Origin of the sequence: Rhizobium sp. YTU87027, assembly GCF_050644135.1 — a bacterium.
Classification (GTDB): domain Bacteria; phylum Pseudomonadota; class Alphaproteobacteria; order Rhizobiales; family Rhizobiaceae; genus Rhizobium.
This window is the reverse complement of the sequence record NZ_CP098443.1, coordinates 274,461-294,704: the sequence shown is the minus strand read 5'-3', so window position 1 is coordinate 294,704 and position 20,244 is coordinate 274,461. Positions and strand designations below refer to the sequence as shown.

The 20,244-nt window shown below is 59.3% G+C and carries 18 protein-coding genes and 3 pseudogenes; 7 read left to right on the top strand and 14 right to left on the bottom strand.

All coding sequences use genetic code 11. From position 1 onward, the window contains the following. The first annotated feature begins 533 nt into the window (after window positions 1-533). On the top strand, window positions 534-1,163 hold the full coding sequence (locus NBG89_RS31945; protein ID WP_431324906.1) for a helix-turn-helix domain-containing protein: 630 nt from the start codon (window positions 534-536) through the stop codon (window positions 1,161-1,163). A gap of 724 nt (window positions 1,164-1,887) precedes the next feature. Here NBG89_RS31945 and NBG89_RS31940 read toward each other — a convergent pair. Together NBG89_RS31940 and NBG89_RS31935 are read right to left on the bottom strand one after the other, a co-directional pair. Then, window positions 1,888-2,574, bottom strand: a pseudogene (locus NBG89_RS31940) (reverse transcriptase domain-containing protein); the annotation flags it as partial. A gap of 283 nt (window positions 2,575-2,857) precedes the next feature. Then, a pseudogene (locus NBG89_RS31935) lies at window positions 2,858-2,944 on the bottom strand (hypothetical protein); the annotation flags it as partial. A gap of 607 nt (window positions 2,945-3,551) precedes the next feature. Between NBG89_RS31935 and NBG89_RS31930 the strand changes: the two are divergent. Next, entirely contained in the window at window positions 3,552-4,055 is a 504-nt protein-coding gene (locus NBG89_RS31930) for a hypothetical protein (protein ID WP_431324905.1), read from the top strand. 86 nt (window positions 4,056-4,141) lie between these two features. On the opposite strand, the pseudogene NBG89_RS31925 reads toward NBG89_RS31930, so the two are convergent. Next, window positions 4,142-4,399: pseudogene (locus tag NBG89_RS31925) on the bottom strand (hypothetical protein); the annotation flags it as partial. 181 nt (window positions 4,400-4,580) lie between these two features. On the opposite strand from NBG89_RS31925, the gene NBG89_RS31920 reads away from it, so the two are divergent. Next, window positions 4,581-4,808 (top strand): hypothetical protein, encoded by a 228-nt coding sequence (locus NBG89_RS31920; RefSeq protein WP_431324904.1) that lies wholly within the window; start codon window positions 4,581-4,583, stop codon window positions 4,806-4,808. Window positions 4,809-5,386: 578 nt separating this feature from the next. Here the strand turns inward: NBG89_RS31920 and NBG89_RS31915 are convergent. After that, window positions 5,387-5,566 carry a hypothetical protein gene (locus NBG89_RS31915; RefSeq protein WP_431324903.1) on the bottom strand — a complete coding sequence of 60 codons (180 nt, stop codon included), beginning with the start codon at window positions 5,564-5,566 and terminating at the stop codon, window positions 5,387-5,389. A 215-nt stretch (window positions 5,567-5,781) separates the two neighbouring features. Here NBG89_RS31915 and NBG89_RS31910 point away from each other — a divergent pair, with 215 nt between their 5' ends. Continuing rightward, window positions 5,782-6,717, top strand: a complete 936-nt coding sequence (locus NBG89_RS31910) for a HEPN domain-containing protein (RefSeq protein ID WP_431324902.1) — start codon at window positions 5,782-5,784, stop codon at window positions 6,715-6,717. A gap of 185 nt (window positions 6,718-6,902) precedes the next feature. On the opposite strand, the gene NBG89_RS31905 is transcribed toward NBG89_RS31910, so the two are convergent. The 5 genes from NBG89_RS31905 to NBG89_RS31885 are packed head-to-tail and all read right to left on the bottom strand — an operon-like array spanning window position 6,903 to window position 12,140. Further along, window positions 6,903-7,703, bottom strand: a complete 801-nt coding sequence (locus NBG89_RS31905; RefSeq protein WP_431324901.1) for an ABC transporter ATP-binding protein — start codon at window positions 7,701-7,703, stop codon at window positions 6,903-6,905. Between the two features lies 1 nt (window position 7,704). After that, window positions 7,705-8,553, bottom strand: a complete 849-nt coding sequence (locus tag NBG89_RS31900) for an ABC transporter ATP-binding protein (protein WP_431324900.1) — start codon at window positions 8,551-8,553, stop codon at window positions 7,705-7,707. Continuing rightward, window positions 8,546-9,457 carry an ABC transporter permease gene (locus NBG89_RS31895; RefSeq protein WP_431324899.1) on the bottom strand — a complete coding sequence of 304 codons (912 nt, stop codon included), beginning with the start codon at window positions 9,455-9,457 and terminating at the stop codon, window positions 8,546-8,548. The genes NBG89_RS31900 and NBG89_RS31895 overlap by 8 nt, the downstream gene beginning before the upstream one ends. 4 nt (window positions 9,458-9,461) lie before the next feature. Further along, complete coding sequence (locus NBG89_RS31890; protein WP_431324898.1) at window positions 9,462-10,523, bottom strand: ABC transporter permease; 1,062 nt, start codon at window positions 10,521-10,523, stop codon at window positions 9,462-9,464. 21 nt (window positions 10,524-10,544) lie between these two features. Continuing rightward, window positions 10,545-12,140: an ABC transporter substrate-binding protein gene (locus NBG89_RS31885; RefSeq protein ID WP_431324897.1), complete on the bottom strand. Its 1,596-nt coding sequence runs from the start codon at window positions 12,138-12,140 to the stop codon at window positions 10,545-10,547. 129 nt (window positions 12,141-12,269) lie between these two features. Here NBG89_RS31885 and NBG89_RS31880 point away from each other — a divergent pair, with 129 nt between their 5' ends. From NBG89_RS31880 to NBG89_RS31870, 3 genes are read left to right on the top strand one after another with little or no spacing between them, the layout of a single operon-like run. Next, window positions 12,270-12,980, top strand: coding sequence for a GntR family transcriptional regulator (locus NBG89_RS31880; protein WP_431324896.1), 711 nt, complete (start codon window positions 12,270-12,272; stop codon window positions 12,978-12,980). A gap of 13 nt (window positions 12,981-12,993) precedes the next feature. Continuing rightward, complete coding sequence (locus tag NBG89_RS31875; protein ID WP_431324969.1) at window positions 12,994-13,902, top strand: dihydrodipicolinate synthase family protein; 909 nt, start codon at window positions 12,994-12,996, stop codon at window positions 13,900-13,902. 11 nt (window positions 13,903-13,913) lie between these two features. Next, window positions 13,914-15,053, top strand: coding sequence for a mandelate racemase/muconate lactonizing enzyme family protein (locus NBG89_RS31870; protein ID WP_431324895.1), 1,140 nt, complete (start codon window positions 13,914-13,916; stop codon window positions 15,051-15,053). 300 nt (window positions 15,054-15,353) lie between these two features. On the opposite strand, the gene NBG89_RS31865 is transcribed toward NBG89_RS31870, so the two are convergent. The 5 genes from NBG89_RS31865 to NBG89_RS31845 form a co-directional block, all read right to left on the bottom strand. After that, window positions 15,354-16,928: a bifunctional 3-(3-hydroxy-phenyl)propionate/3-hydroxycinnamic acid hydroxylase gene (locus tag NBG89_RS31865; protein WP_431324894.1), complete on the bottom strand. Its 1,575-nt coding sequence runs from the start codon at window positions 16,926-16,928 to the stop codon at window positions 15,354-15,356. 61 nt (window positions 16,929-16,989) lie between these two features. Next, window positions 16,990-17,697: an ABC transporter ATP-binding protein gene (locus NBG89_RS31860; protein ID WP_431324893.1), complete on the bottom strand. Its 708-nt coding sequence runs from the start codon at window positions 17,695-17,697 to the stop codon at window positions 16,990-16,992. Continuing rightward, window positions 17,690-18,421 (bottom strand): ABC transporter ATP-binding protein, encoded by a 732-nt coding sequence (locus NBG89_RS31855; RefSeq protein ID WP_431324892.1) that lies wholly within the window; start codon window positions 18,419-18,421, stop codon window positions 17,690-17,692. The genes NBG89_RS31860 and NBG89_RS31855 overlap by 8 nt, the downstream gene beginning before the upstream one ends. Beyond that, window positions 18,405-19,370 (bottom strand): branched-chain amino acid ABC transporter permease, encoded by a 966-nt coding sequence (locus NBG89_RS31850; protein WP_431324891.1) that lies wholly within the window; start codon window positions 19,368-19,370, stop codon window positions 18,405-18,407. Before NBG89_RS31850 ends, NBG89_RS31855 begins: the two co-directional genes overlap by 17 nt. A gap of 8 nt (window positions 19,371-19,378) precedes the next feature. Then, a complete protein-coding gene (locus NBG89_RS31845; RefSeq protein ID WP_431324890.1) occupies window positions 19,379-20,236 on the bottom strand; it encodes a branched-chain amino acid ABC transporter permease in 858 nt (285 codons plus the stop codon). Window positions 20,237-20,244 lie beyond the last annotated feature (8 nt).

Genomic DNA, 20,244 nt, shown 5'->3' with positions numbered 1-20,244 from the left:
ATACGGCACTCCTGCGACCAGTCCTTCTTGTTGAGAACTATCGGAACTGTCGTCAGTAGGTCTGAGCATTGAAGGGTAGATCTTGTAGTTCTAGCGGGCTGTCGTTCACGTCGGCCTCATTGAGGCATCGGTCGATTAGGACGGGTTTCGGTGAACGAGGATGACGATCCGCCGACAGCGCGATTTGCACTTGAAAGCACTCATCTGATGTTCCCTTTGTTTTCTGTTGTCCAAATGCGTAGTTGAATATTTCGGTACACGCAATATGTTTTTTTAAACACTACAGCATGTTTTCTTTCTGTCTCGACGACTGATCGTGCGACACTTCAAACACTACCAAGCAGGAGTTGTATCAGCGTGATTGCTCAAGAAGGGGCCGGAAACGGCCGACTCCTTCCGATATCGTCAAGTCTCTCGAGTAAGGGGTCCCACTGTTTCCAGAATGCCTTCCGTTCATTTTTTTAAACACATCGCTATTGTTCGGTAGACCCTCGACATATAGATTCGCCGGGTTCGGACAGATGGAGAAAGACGTGAAGGGATACGAGGACAACGACGTGCAGGTTGGCGGCGAGGAAACGATCGTCGGAAAACCGCGTGCGAAGAGCGATGCGACCGATCTCGCGGTAGGCGCCAGGCTTAAAGTCGTCCGCGAGCAGGCCGGGCTCTCACAAAGAGAGTTGGCGAAGCGTGCCGGAGTGACGAACTCAACGGTTTCGCTCATCGAGGCGGAGTCGCATGCACCCTCGCTCGCTTCCCTACACCGGATCCTGAACGCCATCCCGATTTCCATCGCGGACTTCTTTGCGCTGCCTGCCTCTAAGCAAAACGTGATGGTGTACGAGGCGCAGGATCTGGCCGTCGTTTCACGGGGCAAGGTTGACATGCGAGTGCTTGGCGGAGAGCGCCGCGACAAGAAGCTCCAGATGTTCGTCGAGCATTACTCGCCCGGAACCGATACGGGAAAGGTCGCGATCAAACATGACGGCGAGACCGCTGCCTGTATTCTCGAAGGCACAGTGGAGTTGGAGACGGAAGAAGGCGTCAGCCGTATTGAAGCCGGCGGAGGCTTTCAGATCTTCGGGCCGCAGCCATACCGCTTGAAGAACGTCGGCAAGACCGTCGCGGTCGTCGCTTGTGCCGTCACCCCGCCGATGATCTAGGGCTTTAGATAAAATCTTTCCAGCATGGCTATGCGGAGCCAACCCGCATTCTTGCCGCGAACTATGTAAGGCCGAGCCAATGATACCATTGGCGCGGCTTTCGATTTGATGACAAGCGGTCCGGTCAAGCTACAAGCTTGGCGCAGACGTCAAGGTCTTGTCAGCCGGTGCGATGGTCGCGACCCGCCTTGATAGAACGATAGGTACATGAACGCGATCATAGAAGTGAACGCCAGCAATCAAGAGGGTCGCGCCGAAGCCTGGGAAAATGAGATCGCCCGGCTGCTGGAGCGCGAGGGTCAGGCTATCCTGGGAAAGAGCGCCCGAACTGGGGCCGTGTCTGAACCGTGTTGAGGCAGATCCAAGTGGGGCCTAGCTCGCGTGAGCGGCGATAGAGATCAAGGAGAGCCCCGACCTGCATCTCGAAATACGTTTGACACGATCCTTTTTTGCGCCGTCAAATTCATGTGGGTCTTGATAGGATTCGAACCGCTGGCGCTTATTGTAGCTGGAGGCGCGATCGGCAAGCACCACCCGGTTCCTTTTCGAAGCGTTTTCACAAAGTCTACTCACATTTAGCATGCCTGTGCCAAACCCGACAAAAGCAGCCGGGATGGAATAGGAAAATGACAAACTCAGAAGACAGGCAAAGCATCGAACTGCCGGTGAAGCGCTTTCGATTCAATGGGCTGCGTAAGTCGAACTGGATTCCCGCACTCGGCTCCTACCTCGGGTGAGTGACGGCGAAGCGGACGCTTGGCCAGGGATGAAGAGTACGCGGTTTGGGAAGCCAGTCGCCCGAGATCAGAGCGATCCTTGTCCATGTGGTTCGGTCTTTCTGGCTGCGGCGCTCGAGCGCCCGCCGCCAGAGGTTCACCACATGGTGGTGGAATGCCGAGATTGCGCGACTGTTGGTGGGGACTGCAAAGTAGGCAAAATGCCCGGTCACCACCTGCCTCAGCCATCTCCCTTGTTCAGGGATCGACTGGTGCCATCGACGTCGTAGCTCCTCCTTGATCTCCTGGAGCTTCGCCCGCATCCGATCCCCGCGGGTCTTCCGTTGAAGCTGGAAGAGGCCGCGACGGGATCGTCCGCAGATGAGTGTGAACCCCAGGAAGGTAAAGGTCTCCGGTTTTCCGAGCCCGCGCCGCTTGCGATTGACCGCCGCAAAGCGACCAAACTCAATCAGGCGGGTCTTGACCGGATGGAGCGTCAGCATGAACTCCTCAAGCCTCGCACGCATCGCATCGAGGAAACGACGGGCGTCCTCCTCTCGCTCGAAGCCGACCACCACATCGTCCGCATAGCGCACGATGATCATGTCGCCGGTGTTCTCGCGCTGTCGCCAGCGCTTGGCCCACAGGTCGAGAACGTAGTGCAGGTAGATATTGCCAAGGAGCGGCGAAATCACTCCCTGAACGCAAAAGGTAACTTTTGTCATCCGTCCGGAATGTGCCATTTGAGTGCGGCGCGCTGCCGCTGGGCGGGATTTTGGGATGTGACGGGATCGAATGCCGGATCGTGATGGTATCGTTGTCGACCAACACTTCCTTGACCAGCAGTCGGACGACCTTCTGTCGCTCAATGATGTCCCAAGCTTGATCCTTTTGCAGACAAGCTGGCCGCCTGGCTGAAGACAGCGGCCGGGTGATGCCGTCGCTTGCCTGTGTCGTGTTCCAGGGCTGCATCCAGGGTCGCACGCCCTGTTCGAGCTCGGCGACGATCTTGTCGGTGATGCGGCTGTAGAGATCGGATCGTTGCTTTGTGGGCTGCCTCGTCATGTTTGAACCTCCGTTTGAGGTCGCGACCATCGCGACCTGCTACGGCGGTCCGAATGCCGGGCTTTAAGCGCTGGCCCGCACCCGATAGGGCCACAACGAAAGTGGAGGACGGCGAAGCCGTTGCGGGGCAGCGTGGGCCCGGCAGGACCAAAAGCCGGGGCAGGTCGCGAGGCGCGAGCGGCAAAAGAGATGGTCAACGGCAGACAGGCCAACCAAACACCGGCAGACCGGCGGAGGAGCAGTCAGGGGATTAGCTGAACACGGTCGCCCTCACCTGGCCGCCTCGCAGGAACAAAGGTTCATGGCCGCGAGAATGTTGCCGACGGCTTCGCGGAAGCGCCAGTGGAGCGGCACCTCGTGTATGGCTGGAGCATCGATTTTGGCCACGCCGCTCACTTGGTCATTAATGCGCGGGCTCCCGGTCAATCTTCCTTGACGGCGCTGGAAGCTGTTGGCGTCATTTTCCGAGCGGACGGCGAGATGGTTGATGGCGGTGCCGGCGTAAGGCTTCGGAAGAGCCCAGCCTAACACCTTTGGGTGATATTGACTCCTAAATGCAACCTGCCAACCTGCACCAATACGTTGGAACCAAGAGGAGGTTCTTGTCTTGGATGCAGCATACCCCGGGGATACAGCAAGCGTTCACGATATTCTGGCCCTGGCGTCGCACTACCGAAGGGGTGCGGTTTTGCTTGGGGAATGCTCTCCTCGGGGCAAACCGCTGTCGCATACCCCGCGCCGGCTTCTGGCTCTCCACTCGATCGAGCTTTATCTGAATGCGTTTCTGCTCGCCAAAGGAGGGCATGACCCCAAGAAGATTCGCGACCTTCAACACGACATTGGCAAAAAATCGCAAAGGGCGACCGGTGCCGGCTTGATCTTGCGCAAACGAACGGCCGAACACCTGGCGACGCTGTCCTCCAACAGGGAATATCTCGTCACAAGATACGGTCCGGAAATGACCGCCACCCTGTCGCAGGTGAACCGGGTGATGGCGACGCTGGAAGAGTTGGCGCAGAAGGTGAGGAAGGTGATAGACGGCGCTACGTCCGACTTACCACGGTCACGGTCGGCCCCTATATTGGGTTCAGGCGGTCCCTCTCGCTCCTGACCACGGATGTACTGGCACCGGCGCGGGTGATCACGGAAGGTCGGTTTGCCCGGTCTTTTTTTGTTGTCAGATTTCCTCCCTCCCGTTCACGTCGGATGCGCCTGGAGGGATGCCAAAGCGGAAGATTCCGCCTTCTTCTTCAGCTTGCGGAGGACTGGGGTTTTCTCGGCAGGGTTCTCCTGATCGTCGGGATCGTACGCGGCGCCGACCTCATCCATTCGGTGCTTTATCGCGAGCGCGTAAATGGTGTTCAAGATATTCGGATCCTTTACATGAGGATCTGTAAGCGCAAGAAGCGAGGCCCGCACAATCTTCTTGCTGCTCGCCTGGGGACAACGTCTTCGCCTCCCTGTTTGAACTTTTGTTATGACAACCTCTGTCATAAAACGTCATACGCAACAAACTGCAACGCGCAAATAAACGCTTCAGTCCCGCCATAGGGCGTAACCTCGATCCACTTGCCAGGCACTGTAATTCAAAGTTGAGTGATGCCGTTTCAGCAATGAACCTGTGACAGGAACTCAAATGGACGACGACGAACTAGGCATCATCGAGACCGAATACCATAGCGACGATATCGGGGTGATATCGAAAAACCCGCTGATTGGTGTTGTTGATCTCTGGTCCGAGGAACACGGAGCAGTCGCGTTAAAACTCGACCGCGTCGCCGCCGAAGAGCTGTTATCGGCGCTGATCCAGTTCCTTGGACAAGGCGAAGGCCAGGACGCTCCGAATATCGCGACTGTGCAATGAGCGGGTTACAGTATGCCACACAGAAACCCCAGACACGCGTCAGGCGCTCGCGGGTGACAGCGGCAAAGCTACGGATCGCGCTCGAAGGGGTCTCTTGGGCTGTGCCATTCGATGATAACTAATTGGCGTAGGCACAGGATGACTTTTCATTTCCGTAAGGCAGTACTGGTCGTCGTTTGCGGTTTCCTTCCCGGATGCTGGGAGTGCTATCCTCCCATGCCTCTGGTGCTGCGCGATTTGACGGCTTCGGAAGGCTTATGGTGGACCAACGGGTGCCCCCCTCCCAATGACCGTTCCTCCCGTCACTATAGGAGCGAAAATGAAGCCGTTTCGCCGGAACTTACACGACGAATGCGAGCGCAGTTTCCGCCAGGTAGTGACGCGGCGGCATTGGAACGATACCTGCTGGCAGAGGGATTCCTGATTTCTTCGCCTTGTGGTGAGCGTGCTCCGAGGGTCCGTCAAGCTCAGTTTCATCAAGAAGGTTGTCCGTACCCGATGAATGCCAAAATAGCTTGGGAAACAGCGGATGACGGCAAATTGGCCTGGATCAAAGGTAACGTATTTTACAAATTTCCCTAGGGAGTCAGCGCCGACAGATCGTCAAGCCCCGATCGCTTGTCGTTGCCTGCCTCAGCGCTGACCGCAGCCGAAACGGCCTTGAGATCCAGACTACCCCAGATCGAGACCGGTTTCGACGTCTGCCGCCGACGGCCGGATTTCAATTCGACAACGAAGCTTCGTTGCGGCTTTTTCATATGGTCAGAACCTTGAGCTTAGCGAGTGAGGTGACGCTGGCAAGACGCGTCGTGGCTTTGTCCTCGCCAATAGCCTCATTACCTGCATCCGTCGAGAGCGACGCCGCCAAGAGGCGCAATACGAAGGTATCGTGCCGTGAGCACATCCTTGAATTGTGCGGACGGACAAAATCCCGTAAAAGGATTTGGTGTGCAATCACCATGGAACCGCTACGATGGATGCGATTCTGACCGAAGGCTTTGACGCGGCTTTGACCCTGACCGACCATATCGAACATCTGCCGGACAGGAAGCGGCGCGAACTGGCGCGCATCCTTCAGATCCTGTTTGCCGAGGTCGAAGGCTTCCAGGCCAGCAAGCTGTCGGCCAAGCGCCATGCCGGCAGGGTCCTGAAGGTCATTCTGTATGGTTCGTATGGCCGCGGCGACTGGGTCGAGGATCACCTGAGCGGCTATCGCTCCGACTACGATCTGTTGATCGTCGTCAACAGCAAGTCCTTTGCCGAGGAGCAGGAGCTCTGGGAGAACATCGAGGAGCGGCTGTTGACGGAGCAGATCGCCCATCGCATCGAAACCCCGGTCGTGCCGATCGTCCACACGCTGGCCGATGTCAACGACCAGCTCTCCCGCGGTCGCCCCTTCTTCGTCGACATCGCCAGAGACGGCATTCCCCTCTACGAGGAGCCCGGCCATCCGCTGGCACAGCCGAAGCCACTAACGGTAGAGGATGCAAGTGCGGAAGCGAGGCAGCATTTTGAACGCTGGTTTCCGTCTGCAAGCCACAGACTCGATATTGCTGACACCGCGCTAGAGCGAAACCTTCACCTAGAAGCGGCATTCGACCTTCATCAAGCGACCGAACGACTTTACCACTGCGTGCTACTTACGTTGACCCTCTACAGCCCCAAATCTCACCGGATAAAGGTCCTGCGCTCCCAGGCCGAAGGGGTGGATAATCGGCTGGTCGATGCGTGGCCGCGTGACAGCCGGTTTTCACGGCGCTGCTTCGAGCTCTTGTCGCGGGCCTATGTCGAGGCGCGATATTCATCGAAATACACAATCACCAGCGAGGAGCTCGCCTGGCTGGTTGAGCGCGTGAGGGTATTGCAGGAGCTCGTAAAGGCAGTTTGCAGAGAACGGCTTTTCTCATAGTGGATTCAGCCGTTTGCTGCTCTTGGATATGAACCCGCAGTCAATCCACTGAAGAGCGAAACGCAATGAAAACACAAACCGACTAAAACCGAAAGAAACGCCTACCGGCCGACCCTGCGACTTGACGCCCGCGCTCGCAGAGAAACCTCGGCTTCAAACCTGCATGGGTGACGTACGTGAAGATCCTAGGTCCCGCTCGCGGCGACATGCGGCTCGACACCGCGTGTGCGGATTGGAGCAATATATCCGCGGCTCCCATCGAGTAGCATCTGCGTATAGGGGTGGCGGATGTTGTTCGACAGCAGCTGATCCTGCGTCGTAATCTCCACGAAAATGCCGTCCTTCATCACGGCGACGCGATTACAGAGATGCGCGATGACTGCCATATCGTGGCTGACGAGGATATAGGTGAGCTTCTCACGTTCGCGGAGATCCTTCAGCAGGTTCAGGATTTCGGCCTGGATCGAGACGTCGAGCGCCGAGGTCGGCTCGTCGAGCAGCAAGATGCGCGGTTTCAGGATCAGTGCTCTCGCAATGGCGACGCGCTGTCGCTGTCCCCCGGATAGCTGGTGCGGAAAACGATGCCTGAACCCGAGCGGCAGACCGACATCGCGCAGAACCTGCTCGACGCGTTCCTGCCGATTATCGAGGCCATGGATTTCAAGAGGCTCCAACAGCGTGCGCCCGATAGTATGACGTGGATGCAGGGAGCCGAAAGGGTCCTGAAATACCATCTGCTGCTTGGCGAGCTGCGCACGGGACCGCTTCGCGCCAACCACCTCGCCGTCGATCGAAACAGAGCCGCTCCAACCCTTGATGCGGCCGGCAAGCGCGCCGAGCACCGTCGACTTGCCACAGCCGCTTTCGCCAACCAGGCCGAACGTCTCGCCAAATGCGACCTCGAAGGAGACGTTCTTGACGACCTGCTTGAAGGCATTGCCGCTGCCAAAGGAAACGGCGAGGTCGTTTACCGATATGATGGACATGTCACGCCTCCGCCCAGCTTGCCTGACGTTTCAATACTTCCAGACGATCTCGCGGTTGATCAAGGCTCGGCAACGCCTCCAGAAGGCCACGGGTATAGGGATGCGTGGCCTCATCAAGCTTCGCGGCTTCGAGCGTCTCCACGATCCGGCCCGCATACATGATGATGACACGGTCGCAGAAGCTCTTCACGAGGTTGAGATCGTGGGAGATGAAGATCAAGCCGATGTTGCGCTCGGTGATCAAGTCATCAAGGATTGACAGTACCTGTTGGCGAACAGTCACATCGAGTGCCGAAGTCGGCTCGTCCGCGATGATCAGCGACGGTGAAGAAATCAGCATCATGGAGATCATGATGCGCTGGCCCATGCCGCCGGAAACTTCGTGCGGGTACAGATTGAAGACGCGCTGCGGATCACGAATATTCACTCTCTCCAGCATAGCGAGCGTGCGCTCTCGCGCCGCCTTCTTTCCAAGCCGCTCATGCAGGATGACGGTCTCGGCGATCTGCTCGCCAACGGTCATCACCGGGTTCAGCGAATACTTCGGATCCTGCAGGATCATCGCAATCCGGCTGCCACGGATCGCGCGCATATCGGCCTCGCTGGCAGCCAGGAGATCGACATCTTCGAAGCGCATCTCATCGGCAACGACGCTGGCGGTGTCCGGCTGCAGCCGCATGATCGCGCGTCCCGTCGTGCTTTTGCCTGAGCCCGATTCACCGATGATGCCCACTTTTTCGCGGCCGACATCGAAGCTGACATTCTTGACGGCGTTGACCACGCCGGACAGCGTCGGAAACTGCACCGACATGTTCTTGACCGAAAGGATCGGTTTTGACTGTTCAGGCATTGCGGGGATCCATGATGTCGCGCAGTCCGTCGCCGAGCAGGTTGAAGGCGAGACTGACCAGAAGAATGGCGATGCCGGGAACCGTCGTCAGCCACCACGCATCGAGGAGATATTGCCGGCCGGAGGCAGCCATGGCACCCCATTCGGGCATCGGTGGCTGCGCGCCGAGCCCGAGGAAGCCGAGGCCGGCCGCCGTCAGGATGACGCTCGACATGTTGAGCGTCAGGCGAATGATGATTGACGGCGCGCAAAGCGGCACGATATGGCGAAACAGAATTCGTCCCATTCCCGCCCCCTGCAACTCGGCGGCGACGACAAAATCGGCAGCGCGGAAAGTCAGCGTTTCGGCGCGGGCCAGCCGCGCGATCGGCGGCCAGACGGTAAGCGCAATGGCGATGACCGCATTCTCGATGCCCGGACCGAGGGCGGCGGAAAAAGCGAGCGCCAGTACCAGACTCGGGAACGACAGGAAAATATCGGTAATGCGCATCAGCACGACATCAACCCAGCCACCGAGATAGCCAGCGGTCGCACCGATGGCAAAGCCGATCGGCGCAACGATGATCGTGACCAGGATGCTGATGTAGAGCGTCGTGCGGGCGCCGTAGATGAGGCGTGAATAGACGTCTCGGCCGAATTCGTCGGTGCCGAACCAATTCACCAACGACGGCGACTTCAGCGCCATGGTGAGATCCTGCAGGATCGGATCGTGGTTGGCGAGCAACGGTGCGAAGATCGCAATCAGGACCAGCGCCAGCACGACGAGGAAGCCTGCGAAGGCCAATGGATTGGCGATCAGGTTCAGCCACAGGACATAGGCCTTGTGGAGACGCGCCTGATGCGTCGAGGAAAACTCCTCGCTGATCAGCCAATTGTGCAGATCGTTGAAATAACGTGTCGCCATCTTGTCACCGGGTACGCGGATCGAGGAACCGATATGTCAGGTCCGACAGAAGGTTGATGGCAATCGAGATGATGCCGATGAGGAGCACGCTGCCGAGCACCGCGTTCATATCGGCGAAGAACAGCGCCGAGGTGAGGTATTGGCCAAGACCCGGCCATGCGAAAACCGTCTCGATCAACACCGTGCCGTCGAGGAGGCCGCAGTAGGCCAGCGCCACGATCGTCAGGAGCTGCACCCGGATGTTGCGAAAGGCGTGGCGCCAGACGATCGCCCGCTGCCCGAGGCCCTTGGCCTTGGCGGTCAGTACATATTCCTGGCGTAGCTGCTCGAGCATGAAGCTGCGGCTCATGCGGCTGAGATAGGCCATGGCGGCATAGCCGAGGATCAGTGCGGGAGCTGCGACATGCAGCAGCGCGTCCCAGAAGACCTCCCACTCGCCGGCAAGGACCGCGTCGACGAGGATGGAGTTCGTCGGTCCTTCGACCAATCCTTCGTTATAGACATCGAGACGACCGCTGCCGGGAATGAGGCCAAACTTGGCGTAGAAGACGAGAATGACGATCGTGCCCAGCCAGAAGATCGGCGTCGAATGGCCGAGAAGGCCAACGATGCGGGCGAGATGATCGACCCATGTGCCCTTTCGAACTGCGGATATGACGCCGAGAGGAATACCGAGGCCGGCGCCAATGATCGTCGCCAGCGTGGCGAGCTCCAGCGTCGCCGGAAAGACGCGGGCGAGATCGCTGGCGACGGGGTTCTTCGTCACATGCGACTGCCCGAAATCCAAATGCGCAACATTGCCGAGATAGGTGGCGAACTGCACATAAAGCGGCTGATCGAGCCCCATCTCCTTGTAGACGCGCTCATAGGTCTCGTGATCGGCCTGATCGCCGATGACGGCGATTACAGGATCCGCCGGCACCATGCGGCCGACGACGAAGGTGATGATCAGCAGGCCGAGAAGCGTCGTCAGGATGACGCTGAAGGACGTCGCCACCTTCTTCACCGCGTCGAGCGCAGCTGCTGCGCCGCTTGATGCGGCCCCGGATGTTTGTGAGATGCTCACGTCATTCTCCCTTGGAGGAGGTCACTCGCCCTTGGAAACAGTGTCCCAGCGCGTGAGCCATGTTGAGTGGCCGAGATAGCCTTTGACTTCCTTACGAACCGCCTTCGGGTCGGTGCGCAGAAACGACGTGATGAGCGGCGGGGACGACTCCAGATAGGCCTTGTTGATCTTCGCATAGAGGTCGACCCGCTTCTGCTGGTCGGTCTCGTGTGCGGCCGCGGTGACCATGTCCTGAATGTCTTTTGGAGCTTCCCAGGCGGCACGCCATGCCATCAGACCGGTCAGGTTCGCATCATCGGCGTTGTTGGCGTTGGTCGCGTAGGAGTGCAGCACTGCGTGCGGATCGGGAAGACGCTCGCCGGTGCGCGAGGAGAAGATTGTGAATTCCCGAACGCGGAATTTTCCAATGTGATCACCGACTTGCAGATCCAGTTTCACGCCGGCCCTTGCTGCGTTCGCCTGCAGTGAGGTGGCGACCTCCGACTCCGGCGTTCCTGGTTGACAGAAGTAGACTTTCGAAAAACCGTCGGGATAGCCCGCCTCGGCCAAAAGCTGCTTGGCCTTATCAATGTCGAGCCTGTAAGGGGTGACGTCGTTTGCGCCCGGCAGGCCGGCTGGAATGATCGTCTGCTGCTTGATGCCGTAATATTTCATGACGGTATTGGCGAGACCGTCATAGTCGATGAGATAGCGGAAGGCCTCGCGAACCTTGGGATTGGAGAGGATCTCGTCCTTCTGGTTGAGCGCCAGATAGTAGAAGCCGAAGCCCGGCGTCTTCTGGATATCGGCCTTGCCGCCCGCTTCGACTGCCGTAAGGTCGGTGGAGGAAAGACGCGTCGCGACGTCGACGTCGCCAGCCTCCAGCTGAAGACGCTGGCTGGAAGACTCGGGCATATGGCGAAGGATGACGCGGCGCATCTTTGGCGCGCCCTGCCAGTAATCCTTGAAGGCGTCCGCAATCAGCAGGTCGTTGACGCGCCAGGTCCTGAGCGAATAGGGGCCGGATCCGGCATCATTGGTCTGCAGGTATTCGCGGCCCATATCCCCGCTCTTTTCATTTTCGGCGAGAAGCTTGCTGTCGAGGATCGAGGTCGAGAAGCTCGCAAGCGAGAAGAGAATCAGGTTCGGATTCCAGACCTCGGGCGTCTGCAGCACGACGGTCACATCGTCCGTCGCCTTGATCAGATCATCTGCATTCTTGGCGGTGATGCCCCACTGGCGAAGGTCGACAGACGGCGCGAGGCCGAGCTTCACCAGACGGCGCAGCGACCACTCGACATCCTTCGCTGTCAGCTTGTTGCCGGAATGGAATGTGACGCCCGAACGGATCTTGAACGTGAAGGTCTTGCCGTCATCCGACACCGCCCAGCTTTCGGCGATGCCCGGCAGTGGCTTGGTGATGTCCTCGGCGGAAAGGACGATCAGCCTCTCATAGAGGTTGGCGACGATTTCGGCCGATTCCAACTGGTTCAGCTCATTGGGATCCAGGCCGCGCATCGAAGACATGTTGATGGCAATCACCAGCTGGTCCCTGGGCGTTGCCGCCGGCGCAGCGATCGGCAGGGCAAGCATCGATGCCACCATTGCCGACGCCATCAGAAAACTGCGTCTTTTCATAGTTGTTTTCTCCTCCCTGGTGCGCCGGACCTCGCCCCTAGCGCCAATTTTCATGTCGACATTAATCTGAAATCTGGTATATCAGATCTCACAAAACGATTTTGCCGTCAACGGGGGAATTTTCGGGACATGCAAAAAGAGGCATCGACAGAGCCTAGCGCAGACCGCATCGACAAGATTGACCCGCGGTTTTTGACGACCCTGCGCGACCATGTGCACAAGGCGCTGCGAACGGCGATCCTTTCCGGTCGCTTTGCGCCGGACGAGCGCGTTAACGAACGTCAGCTTGCCGAGCAGCTTGGCGTCAGCACCACGCCAATCAAGGAAGCCTTGCGCCAGCTCGAAACGGAGGGGCTGGTGGAGACCTTGCCACGCCGCGGCGTGCTTATCCGTTTCAATGCGGGCTGGGCCGAGGAGATGATTTTGGCGCGCGCCGCATTGGAATCGATGATCGCGCACCTGGCCGCCAAGCGCATCGAAAAGGCCGAGGCCGGCAAGCTGGAAGACATCGTCGCTCTGATGCGCAAGGCGACGGAAGACGGCGTGGCCGACGATCTGATTTCGCTGAACGAGACATTCCACGAGCAGATTCACATCGCTTCGCGGTGCCAATATCTCTCGCGGATGATTGAGCGGCAGCAGTTTTACGACGGCAGCATCCGCCGCGTCATCCATTCCGATCCACTCGAACGCGGCAAGGCGCTGGCCGAGCATTCCGCGATCGCCGCCGCCATCATATCCAACGACAGCGACAAGGCCGAACGCGTGATGCGCGACCACGTCGTCCGTTCCGGCGAAACTTACCTCAACATCGTGTTCAAGAAGAAAGAGGATGTCTGACGTGACCGAGGCAATGGAAAAGATCCGCAAGGCCCTGACGGGCATATCGGGCGTGCCTGTGACCCCTTACAGAGCGGATGGCAGCGTCGATACCGCAAAGCTCTCGGCTCTGATCACCCGCCTCGCCAATGCGCGGGTTCACAATCTGATGGCTGCCGGCAATACCGGCGAGTTCTTTACCTTGACCATGGACGAAGTGCGCGCCGTCCATGCCGCGACGATCAAGGCCGCCGCCGGCAAGGCGCTGGTCAGCGCAGCCGTCGGCCGCTCGCTGACGGAAGCCAAGGCGCTCGCCCGTGATGCCATAGCCGAAGGCGCCGATGCGATCATGGGGCATCACCCGATGGATCCGTTTGCCGGCCCCAGCTTCCAGGCAAGGTATTTCCTGGAGCTCGCGGAAGCCAGCACCGTTCCTGTGATCGCCTATGTACGCAGCGACACCTTCTCGGTGGCCGACTTCCGCAAGCTTGCGCTGCATCCCAATATCGCCGGCATCAAGTTTGCCTCCGGCAACCTGATGCTGCTCGGAGAGGTGATCCGCGCAACCAGGGATGCGCCAGCGATCTGGGTGTGTGGTCTTGCCGAGGGCTGGGCGCCGGCCTTCTATGCCATGGGCGCTCGCGGCTTCACTTCCGGTCTCGTCAATGTTTTCCCGGAACGCTCTCACGCCATCCATCAGGCTCTGGAAAAGGGTGATTACGCTGCGGCCCGCGCGCTTATCGATGACATCGCGGGCTTCGAGGCACTGCGCACCAAATACCTGAATGGCGCCAATGTCACTGTCGTCAAGGAAGCGCTCGGCATGCTTGGAACCGATGTCGGCCCCGTGCGCGTGCCCGGCGTTGAAAGCCTGACCGACGCCGAACGCGCCGATCTGCGTGCGATTGTCGACAATGTCGCCGAAAAGAGCCGCGCGGCTTAAGGAAGAATCCCATGCATATCACAGGCTTCAAGACCTACATGCAGCGCGTCGACGACCGGCCGCGCCTGCTTCTGAAAATCGAAACCAGCGAAGGCATTTGCGGTTGGGGTGAATGCTACAATCACGGCCCCGACTGGGCGCTGCCGCCACTCTTCGACTACCTCTTTCATCAGATCGAGGGCGAGGACCCGCGCCGTGTCGAATTCCTCGTACTCAAGCTCAACCAGCAATGCCGCTTTCCGCCGGGCGCGCTCGGCCTTGCGGCAATCTCGGCGATCGATCACGCGCTCTGGGACATCGCCGGCAAAGCTGCCGGTCTGCCCGTCTATATGCTGCTCGGCGGCAATGTGCGTGATCGGGTCAAGGTCTATTGCGGCGTCTATACCGCACCGGATCCGGAAGCCGCGCGCGACCAATCGCTCGAACTGAACGAGAAATACGGCTACACCGCCTTCAAGCTCAGCCCTTATCGGCGAGATCTTCATACCGGCCGCTGGGGCGAACTTGTCAAGGAGACTGGCAACTGGTTCGGCAAGATCCGCGAGATCACGCCATCGCATTTCGACTATGCCTTCGACGCACATGCGAAGATCTTCGAACCTTACCAAGCCGTCCAGCTCGCCGCCGCCATCGCGCCGAACGATCCGTTGTTCTACGAGGAGCCGATCCGGCCGGAACACATCCCGGCCTGGGCGGAGTTGAAGTCGAAGGTAACCGTTCCGCTGGCGACCGGTGAATCGCTCTATTCGCGCTTCGAATTCCTGTCGCTGCTGTCTGCGCGCGGTGCCGATATCATCCAGCCGGATATCTGCGTGGTCGGTGGCATCAGCGAAATGCGACGCATCGCTGCCATCGCCGAGGCACACTATGTGACGGTCGCGCCGCACAATCCGATGGGGCCGCTCGCAACCGCGGTCAACATCCACTTCTGTGCAGCGCAACCGAATTTCAAGGTGCTGGAATTCAAGCCGCACGTTCACGCGCCTTGGGCGGCCGATCCCTACATGCCTGTCGATGGCCATATGGAGCTGCGCCCTGAGCGGCCCGGCTGGGGTCTGGAAATTGACGAGAAAGCGCTTCAGGCCGAAGACTATATTCACTGGGAGCGAAAGATCACTCGCAAACCTGATGGCGCAACGGCCTATCCTTGATTGGCTTCGCTTCTGACTGGGCGTCACTCGGTCCTTTAATTGCGGATATTTGTCAAGCGCCTGCAACATCCTTGCCGGGGTCATCGCCTCATGATGTTGTTCGGCCGGGTGCTTCAACGTGTCCATCGATGTGCCTGTTTGGCCCCAGCCGATTGCAATTCCCTCCTCTGTCGCTGACAACGATCCCGGAAGATCGATAATGCCTTCGACGAACCAGCATCGAAGCGGGTTCGCACGTTTCAGACCGCGACTTTGCCGGATTTTACTTAAAGCCCAAGTTCCTGGTGGGTGCGCAGCGCTTCATGATTGGAGTTCAATCCACCGAGCAAGTTGGTCAAGCAACTCAGCCAATTCGCTCTCGTCGACGGCACATCCAAATACCACACGATCGGGGCGAACAATCACCGCCCTGCAAGCCCATTTCGAGAGCCAATCTTCAAAGACATGATTCTCTTCCCGCAATCCGTGCTCACCGCCGAACTCGAAGAGCCGTGTGCCGAGCCGGCGCGCTCGGTTGCGAACCGTGTCACCGAAATTCATTCCAAGTGCAAGGATCGCAAAGTCGCGCCCGAGAAGATCGTCAAGCAGAAAAGACTTGCCGTCCGCCATTACGCGCGGTTGCGGGCATGCTTCACCGGCGCCACGTGCGGGCTGACCATCACCTTGGAAGCCGATGATGCCATCCGTTATCGGGGGAAAGAGGCTTTGCCTCACAACGGTGCCCTTCCCTTCGGCCACCAAGGCTTTCATTGCGACGTTTCTTGCCTCCGCCCGTTCTTCGTCGATTTCGCATATGACTTCGCCCAGGTTTTTCGTGATCGAAATGACCTTGCGGACCAGCGGCCTGCGCTCCTGCTCATATGTATCGAGCAATGTTGCGGGACCGCCCTGGAGCACGCGCGCGATCTTCCAGGCGAGGTTCGACGTGTCCTTGATGCCCTGGACCATTCCCTGCGCGAGAAAGGGCGGCGTCATGTGGCAGGCGTCGCCCGCGAGGAACACGTTGCCCTTGCGCCAGGATTCCGCCACCAGGGCGTGGAACCGGTATGTCGCCGAGCGCCAGATTTCGGCCTGACCGGGCTTTATCCAGGGGGAAAGCAACTCCCAGATACGCTCCGGTTGGTTGATCTCCTCAGCGGTCTCCCCGGGTAGCATCATGAATTCCCAACGACGCAAATTCCCCGGTAAAACCACGAAGGTGTGAGGTCTGGCCGGATTGCAGAACTGGACATTCGTTTGGGGAAGATCCACGCTTTCTTCCCCCAGAACGACATCAATGACGAGCCATGGCTGGTCGAAGAGAAGGTCTTCGAAACCTATTTCGAGGGTGCGCCTGACGAAACTGTTGCCGCCATCGCATCCAACGACATATGTCGCGTTGACCGCCGTAGTGTCTCCGGTGCTCATTTCCCGAAGCATCAAGCGGGGCTTGGAAGGGTCGTCGAGCGCGGTCACCTCCACGCCGGTCAATATCGTGACCGTCGGCGCGTTACTGGCCTTGTCCCGCAGAATGCGCTCCAGCGGCGGCTGCACGAAAGTCAGATAAGCAGGCCATCCGAGTTGGTACGGACGCGCCGGCGAGACGAACCTGCGCAGCAGCGAGCCGTCGGCCGCGCGGTATTCCGAGTCCTTGTACTCCCCCACCACAGAGGCAAGATCGTCCGCTATCCCGACTCCCTGGAATACACGCATAACCTCGTGGTCCATACCGACCGCGCGCGGCAGGGCAAACACGTCATCGCGGGCGTCAATTCCCAACACAGAGACGCCCAGATTTCCGAGCAGGTTGCAAATAGTAATGCCGACCGGGCCAAGCCCGACGACAACCACTTGGAAATCAGCCGCGGCAAGCCGCTTGAATTCGATCTTTTCCATCTACTCGTTCCATCATCCGTCCGCCCAACCGGCGTCCCGATTGGTATCGGGACGCCCTATTTCAGTGACCCAGGAAGGCCTTTCTGACACCCGGATCGTCCATCAGCGCCTCGGCCGCCCCCTGCCCGACGATGCGCCCCGCCTCAAGAAGATAGCCGCGGTTCGCGATCGCGAGGCTGGCGCGGACATTCTGCTCGACGACGAGCATCGACATGCCGGTGTCCCGGACACGCTTCAACGCCTGAAAAAGTTCGCCGACGACGATCGGAGCGAGCCCCAGGCTCGGCTCGTCGAGCAATAGAAGGTCCGGCTTGGACATCAGGGCGCGCGCGACGGCTACCATCTGCTGCTCTCCGCCGGACATCGTGCCGACGCGCTGGCGGCTGCGTTCGGCAAGACGCGGAAAAAGCTTCAGCACCTCTTCGCGCCGGCTATCGGCTCCTGCGCGTGCACGTTTTGGATTCGCGCCGAGCCGAAGGTTTTCATCGACAGTCATTTCCGTGAACACGCCGCGCCCCTCCGGTACGTGGGCGATACCAAGCTCGACGATCTTCTGTGGAGCGATCCTTGCAATCGGCTTTTCGCGGAACATTACGTCGCCATTTCCCGCAAGCGGCACCATCGAGGTGAGCCCCCGCAGGAGCGTGCTCTTCCCGGCTCCGTTCGCGCCGAGGATAACCACGCATTCGCCTGGTTCCACCTTGATGGAGACCTCGTTCAACGCGAGGTGCTTGCCGTAACGGACCGACAGGTTTCTCGCCTCAAGCATATTCGAAATCTCCCAGATACGCCGCGACCACCTGCGGGTCGGTCAACACGTCCGGGGTTGGACCGTCCGCGATCTTCATCCCGGCACTCATCACCACGCAGCGGGGGCAGATTTCGCGGATCGCTTCCATGATATGTTCGACGAGGATGATCGTCATGCCCTGTTCCTTCAGCGCGCAGATCAGGTCGATTCCTGTGCGAAGCTCGGTTGGATTCAGTCCGGCGAGCCATTCATCAAGAAGCAGGATATCGGGCTTTGCCGCTATGGCACGCGCGAGTTCCAGCCTCTTCTGGTCGATATAGTTGAGACTGCCCACATCCACGTTACCCCTTCCAGGCAATCCGACGGTGGCGAGGGCAGCGTCCGCGCGTTCGCGCGCGGTGGCTCCCCAAAGCGCATCGCGACCGAAAGCCAGCGACAGCAGAACGTTGTCTCTCGCGTTCAATGATCGCGATAGGCGCACAAGCTGAAAGGTGCGCGCGATGCCGAGCCGCGCCCGATGGTGGGCGGCAAGATGCTGCACAGGCCGGCCGTTGAGGAGCACTTCTCCCGACGTCAGGGGCAGCGCGCCCGAGATCAGATTCAAGACGGTCGTCTTTCCAGAACCATTTGGACCGAGGAGCCCCACGACCGCACCCCTTGGGATTGCAAGGTCGATGTCATTGACGGCGACAAGACCTCCGAATTCCTTGCGCAGACCTCTCAATTCAAGCGAGACGCTCATTGGACACCTCCTTGGTCGAGTTCTCGCACTCCTCTCGGCGTACGAGGCGCTTCCATAACCGCTCGACCCGGGCGAGCAGGCCTTCGGGAAACAGGAAGACAATCCCGATAAACAAGAGACCGAGAATGATGGAATAATGGTCCGGGAACCGGCCCGACAGCCATTCGAACAGGAAGAACAAAGGGACGGCACCGCAAGCCGGACCCCAAATGCGGGACGCGCCTCCAAGCAGCGCCATGATCAGGGTGAGGAAGGAGATCGTCGGGTTGAAGACGATACTCGGCTCGACATAAGTCCAGCGCGGCGCTTGGATTGCACCGACGAGTGTAATGAGCATCGAGCTTACGGAGAACAGGATCAGCTTGACCCTCGTGACGTCGACGCCTGCGTGCCGGGCGACCATCTCGTCGTCGCCGATTGCCCGCACCGCCAATCCCAGTCGACCCCGGTCCATCCACCAGCGCAAGCCGAGTGCCACGGCGGCGACCACAAGAAGCATATAGAAGATTTGGTAGGCCTTGATCTCCACGAAGATATAGCGCCCGAGCGTGCCGGTGACGTTCACCTCGTACCAGGTGAGCAGTTGCCTCACCATCTCCGCCAACCCGAAAGTGAAGATGACGAAATAGATCCCAGCCAGCCTCAACGTCGCCAGGCCGACCACGAGAGACGTTATCAGCCCGACCAGTGCGGCTATCACGAGGATCGCAAAAAATGGCAGGTAGTCAGCAAGGACCGCGACCGTGTATGCGCCTGTACCGAAGAAGGCGACCGTGGCGAGCGAAACATATCGCGTCGGACCCGAAAACAACGCCCAGCTCGAGCAGAGGGCGACGTAGCTCATCGCGCCAATGGCAAGCCCCAGACCATATTCATCGATGAAGACGGGAACGAGGGCGAGCAACGCCAGAAGCACTGCAAGGGCGATTGGAAAGGTCAGGTTCTTCATGGCGGGCCTCAACTGAACAAGCCGTTCGGTCGCCACAGCAGTACGACCAGGAAAATCGCGTATGTGGCCGCAAGCGTCAGGCCGGGATCGACAGTCGCCGATACTCCCGCTTCGACTAAGCCGAGGATCAGACCCGCCGCCATAGCACCAGCCAAGTTGCCCACGCCGCCCATGATGACGACGACGAGCGCTTTCATGGTGAGGAATACCCCGTCGGTCGGCGTGAACGGCTGGTACATGGAAAGCACGACGCCTCCTGCCGCAGCCAATGCGCCTCCGACAGCAAAGGCGGAACGCGCCTGGCGTTCGTTGTCGATCCCGACAAGCGGCGCGAAGCCCGGCCTCGTCGCCACCGCCCGCATGGCCATCCCCCAGCGGGTCTTCTGGATCGCCCAGTAAAGGCTGGCACCGACCGCCACCGCCAGAAGCGCTCCGACCAGGCGACCGGTGGATATTTTGGTCCCGAGGATGTCGACGGGTGCCTCCAGCCAGTTATAGCCCGTGAAGCCGCTGCCGAACAAAGACAGATAGATGCCCTGCAGCAGGAACATCAGCCCGAAAGTGACGAGGATCGAATCCACTTCGAGCCTTCCGGTACCGCGAGACCGTCTCTCCAGCGGACGCATGATCAGCGCATAACAGAGATAGGAAGCGAAATAGCCCGACGGCACGACCAGGAGCAACGCCACGAATGGATTGAACCCGGCGGCGGAGACCGCCAGGTATGTCAGGAACGATCCGCCGATCACGAATTCGCCGTAGGCAAGGTTCATGATCCGCGCTACGCCGTATTGTATGGTCAGGCCCAGCGCCATCAGCGCGAAGCTGCCACCAAGCACCAGTCCAACGACGAGGGTCGTGACCATCGAAGTCT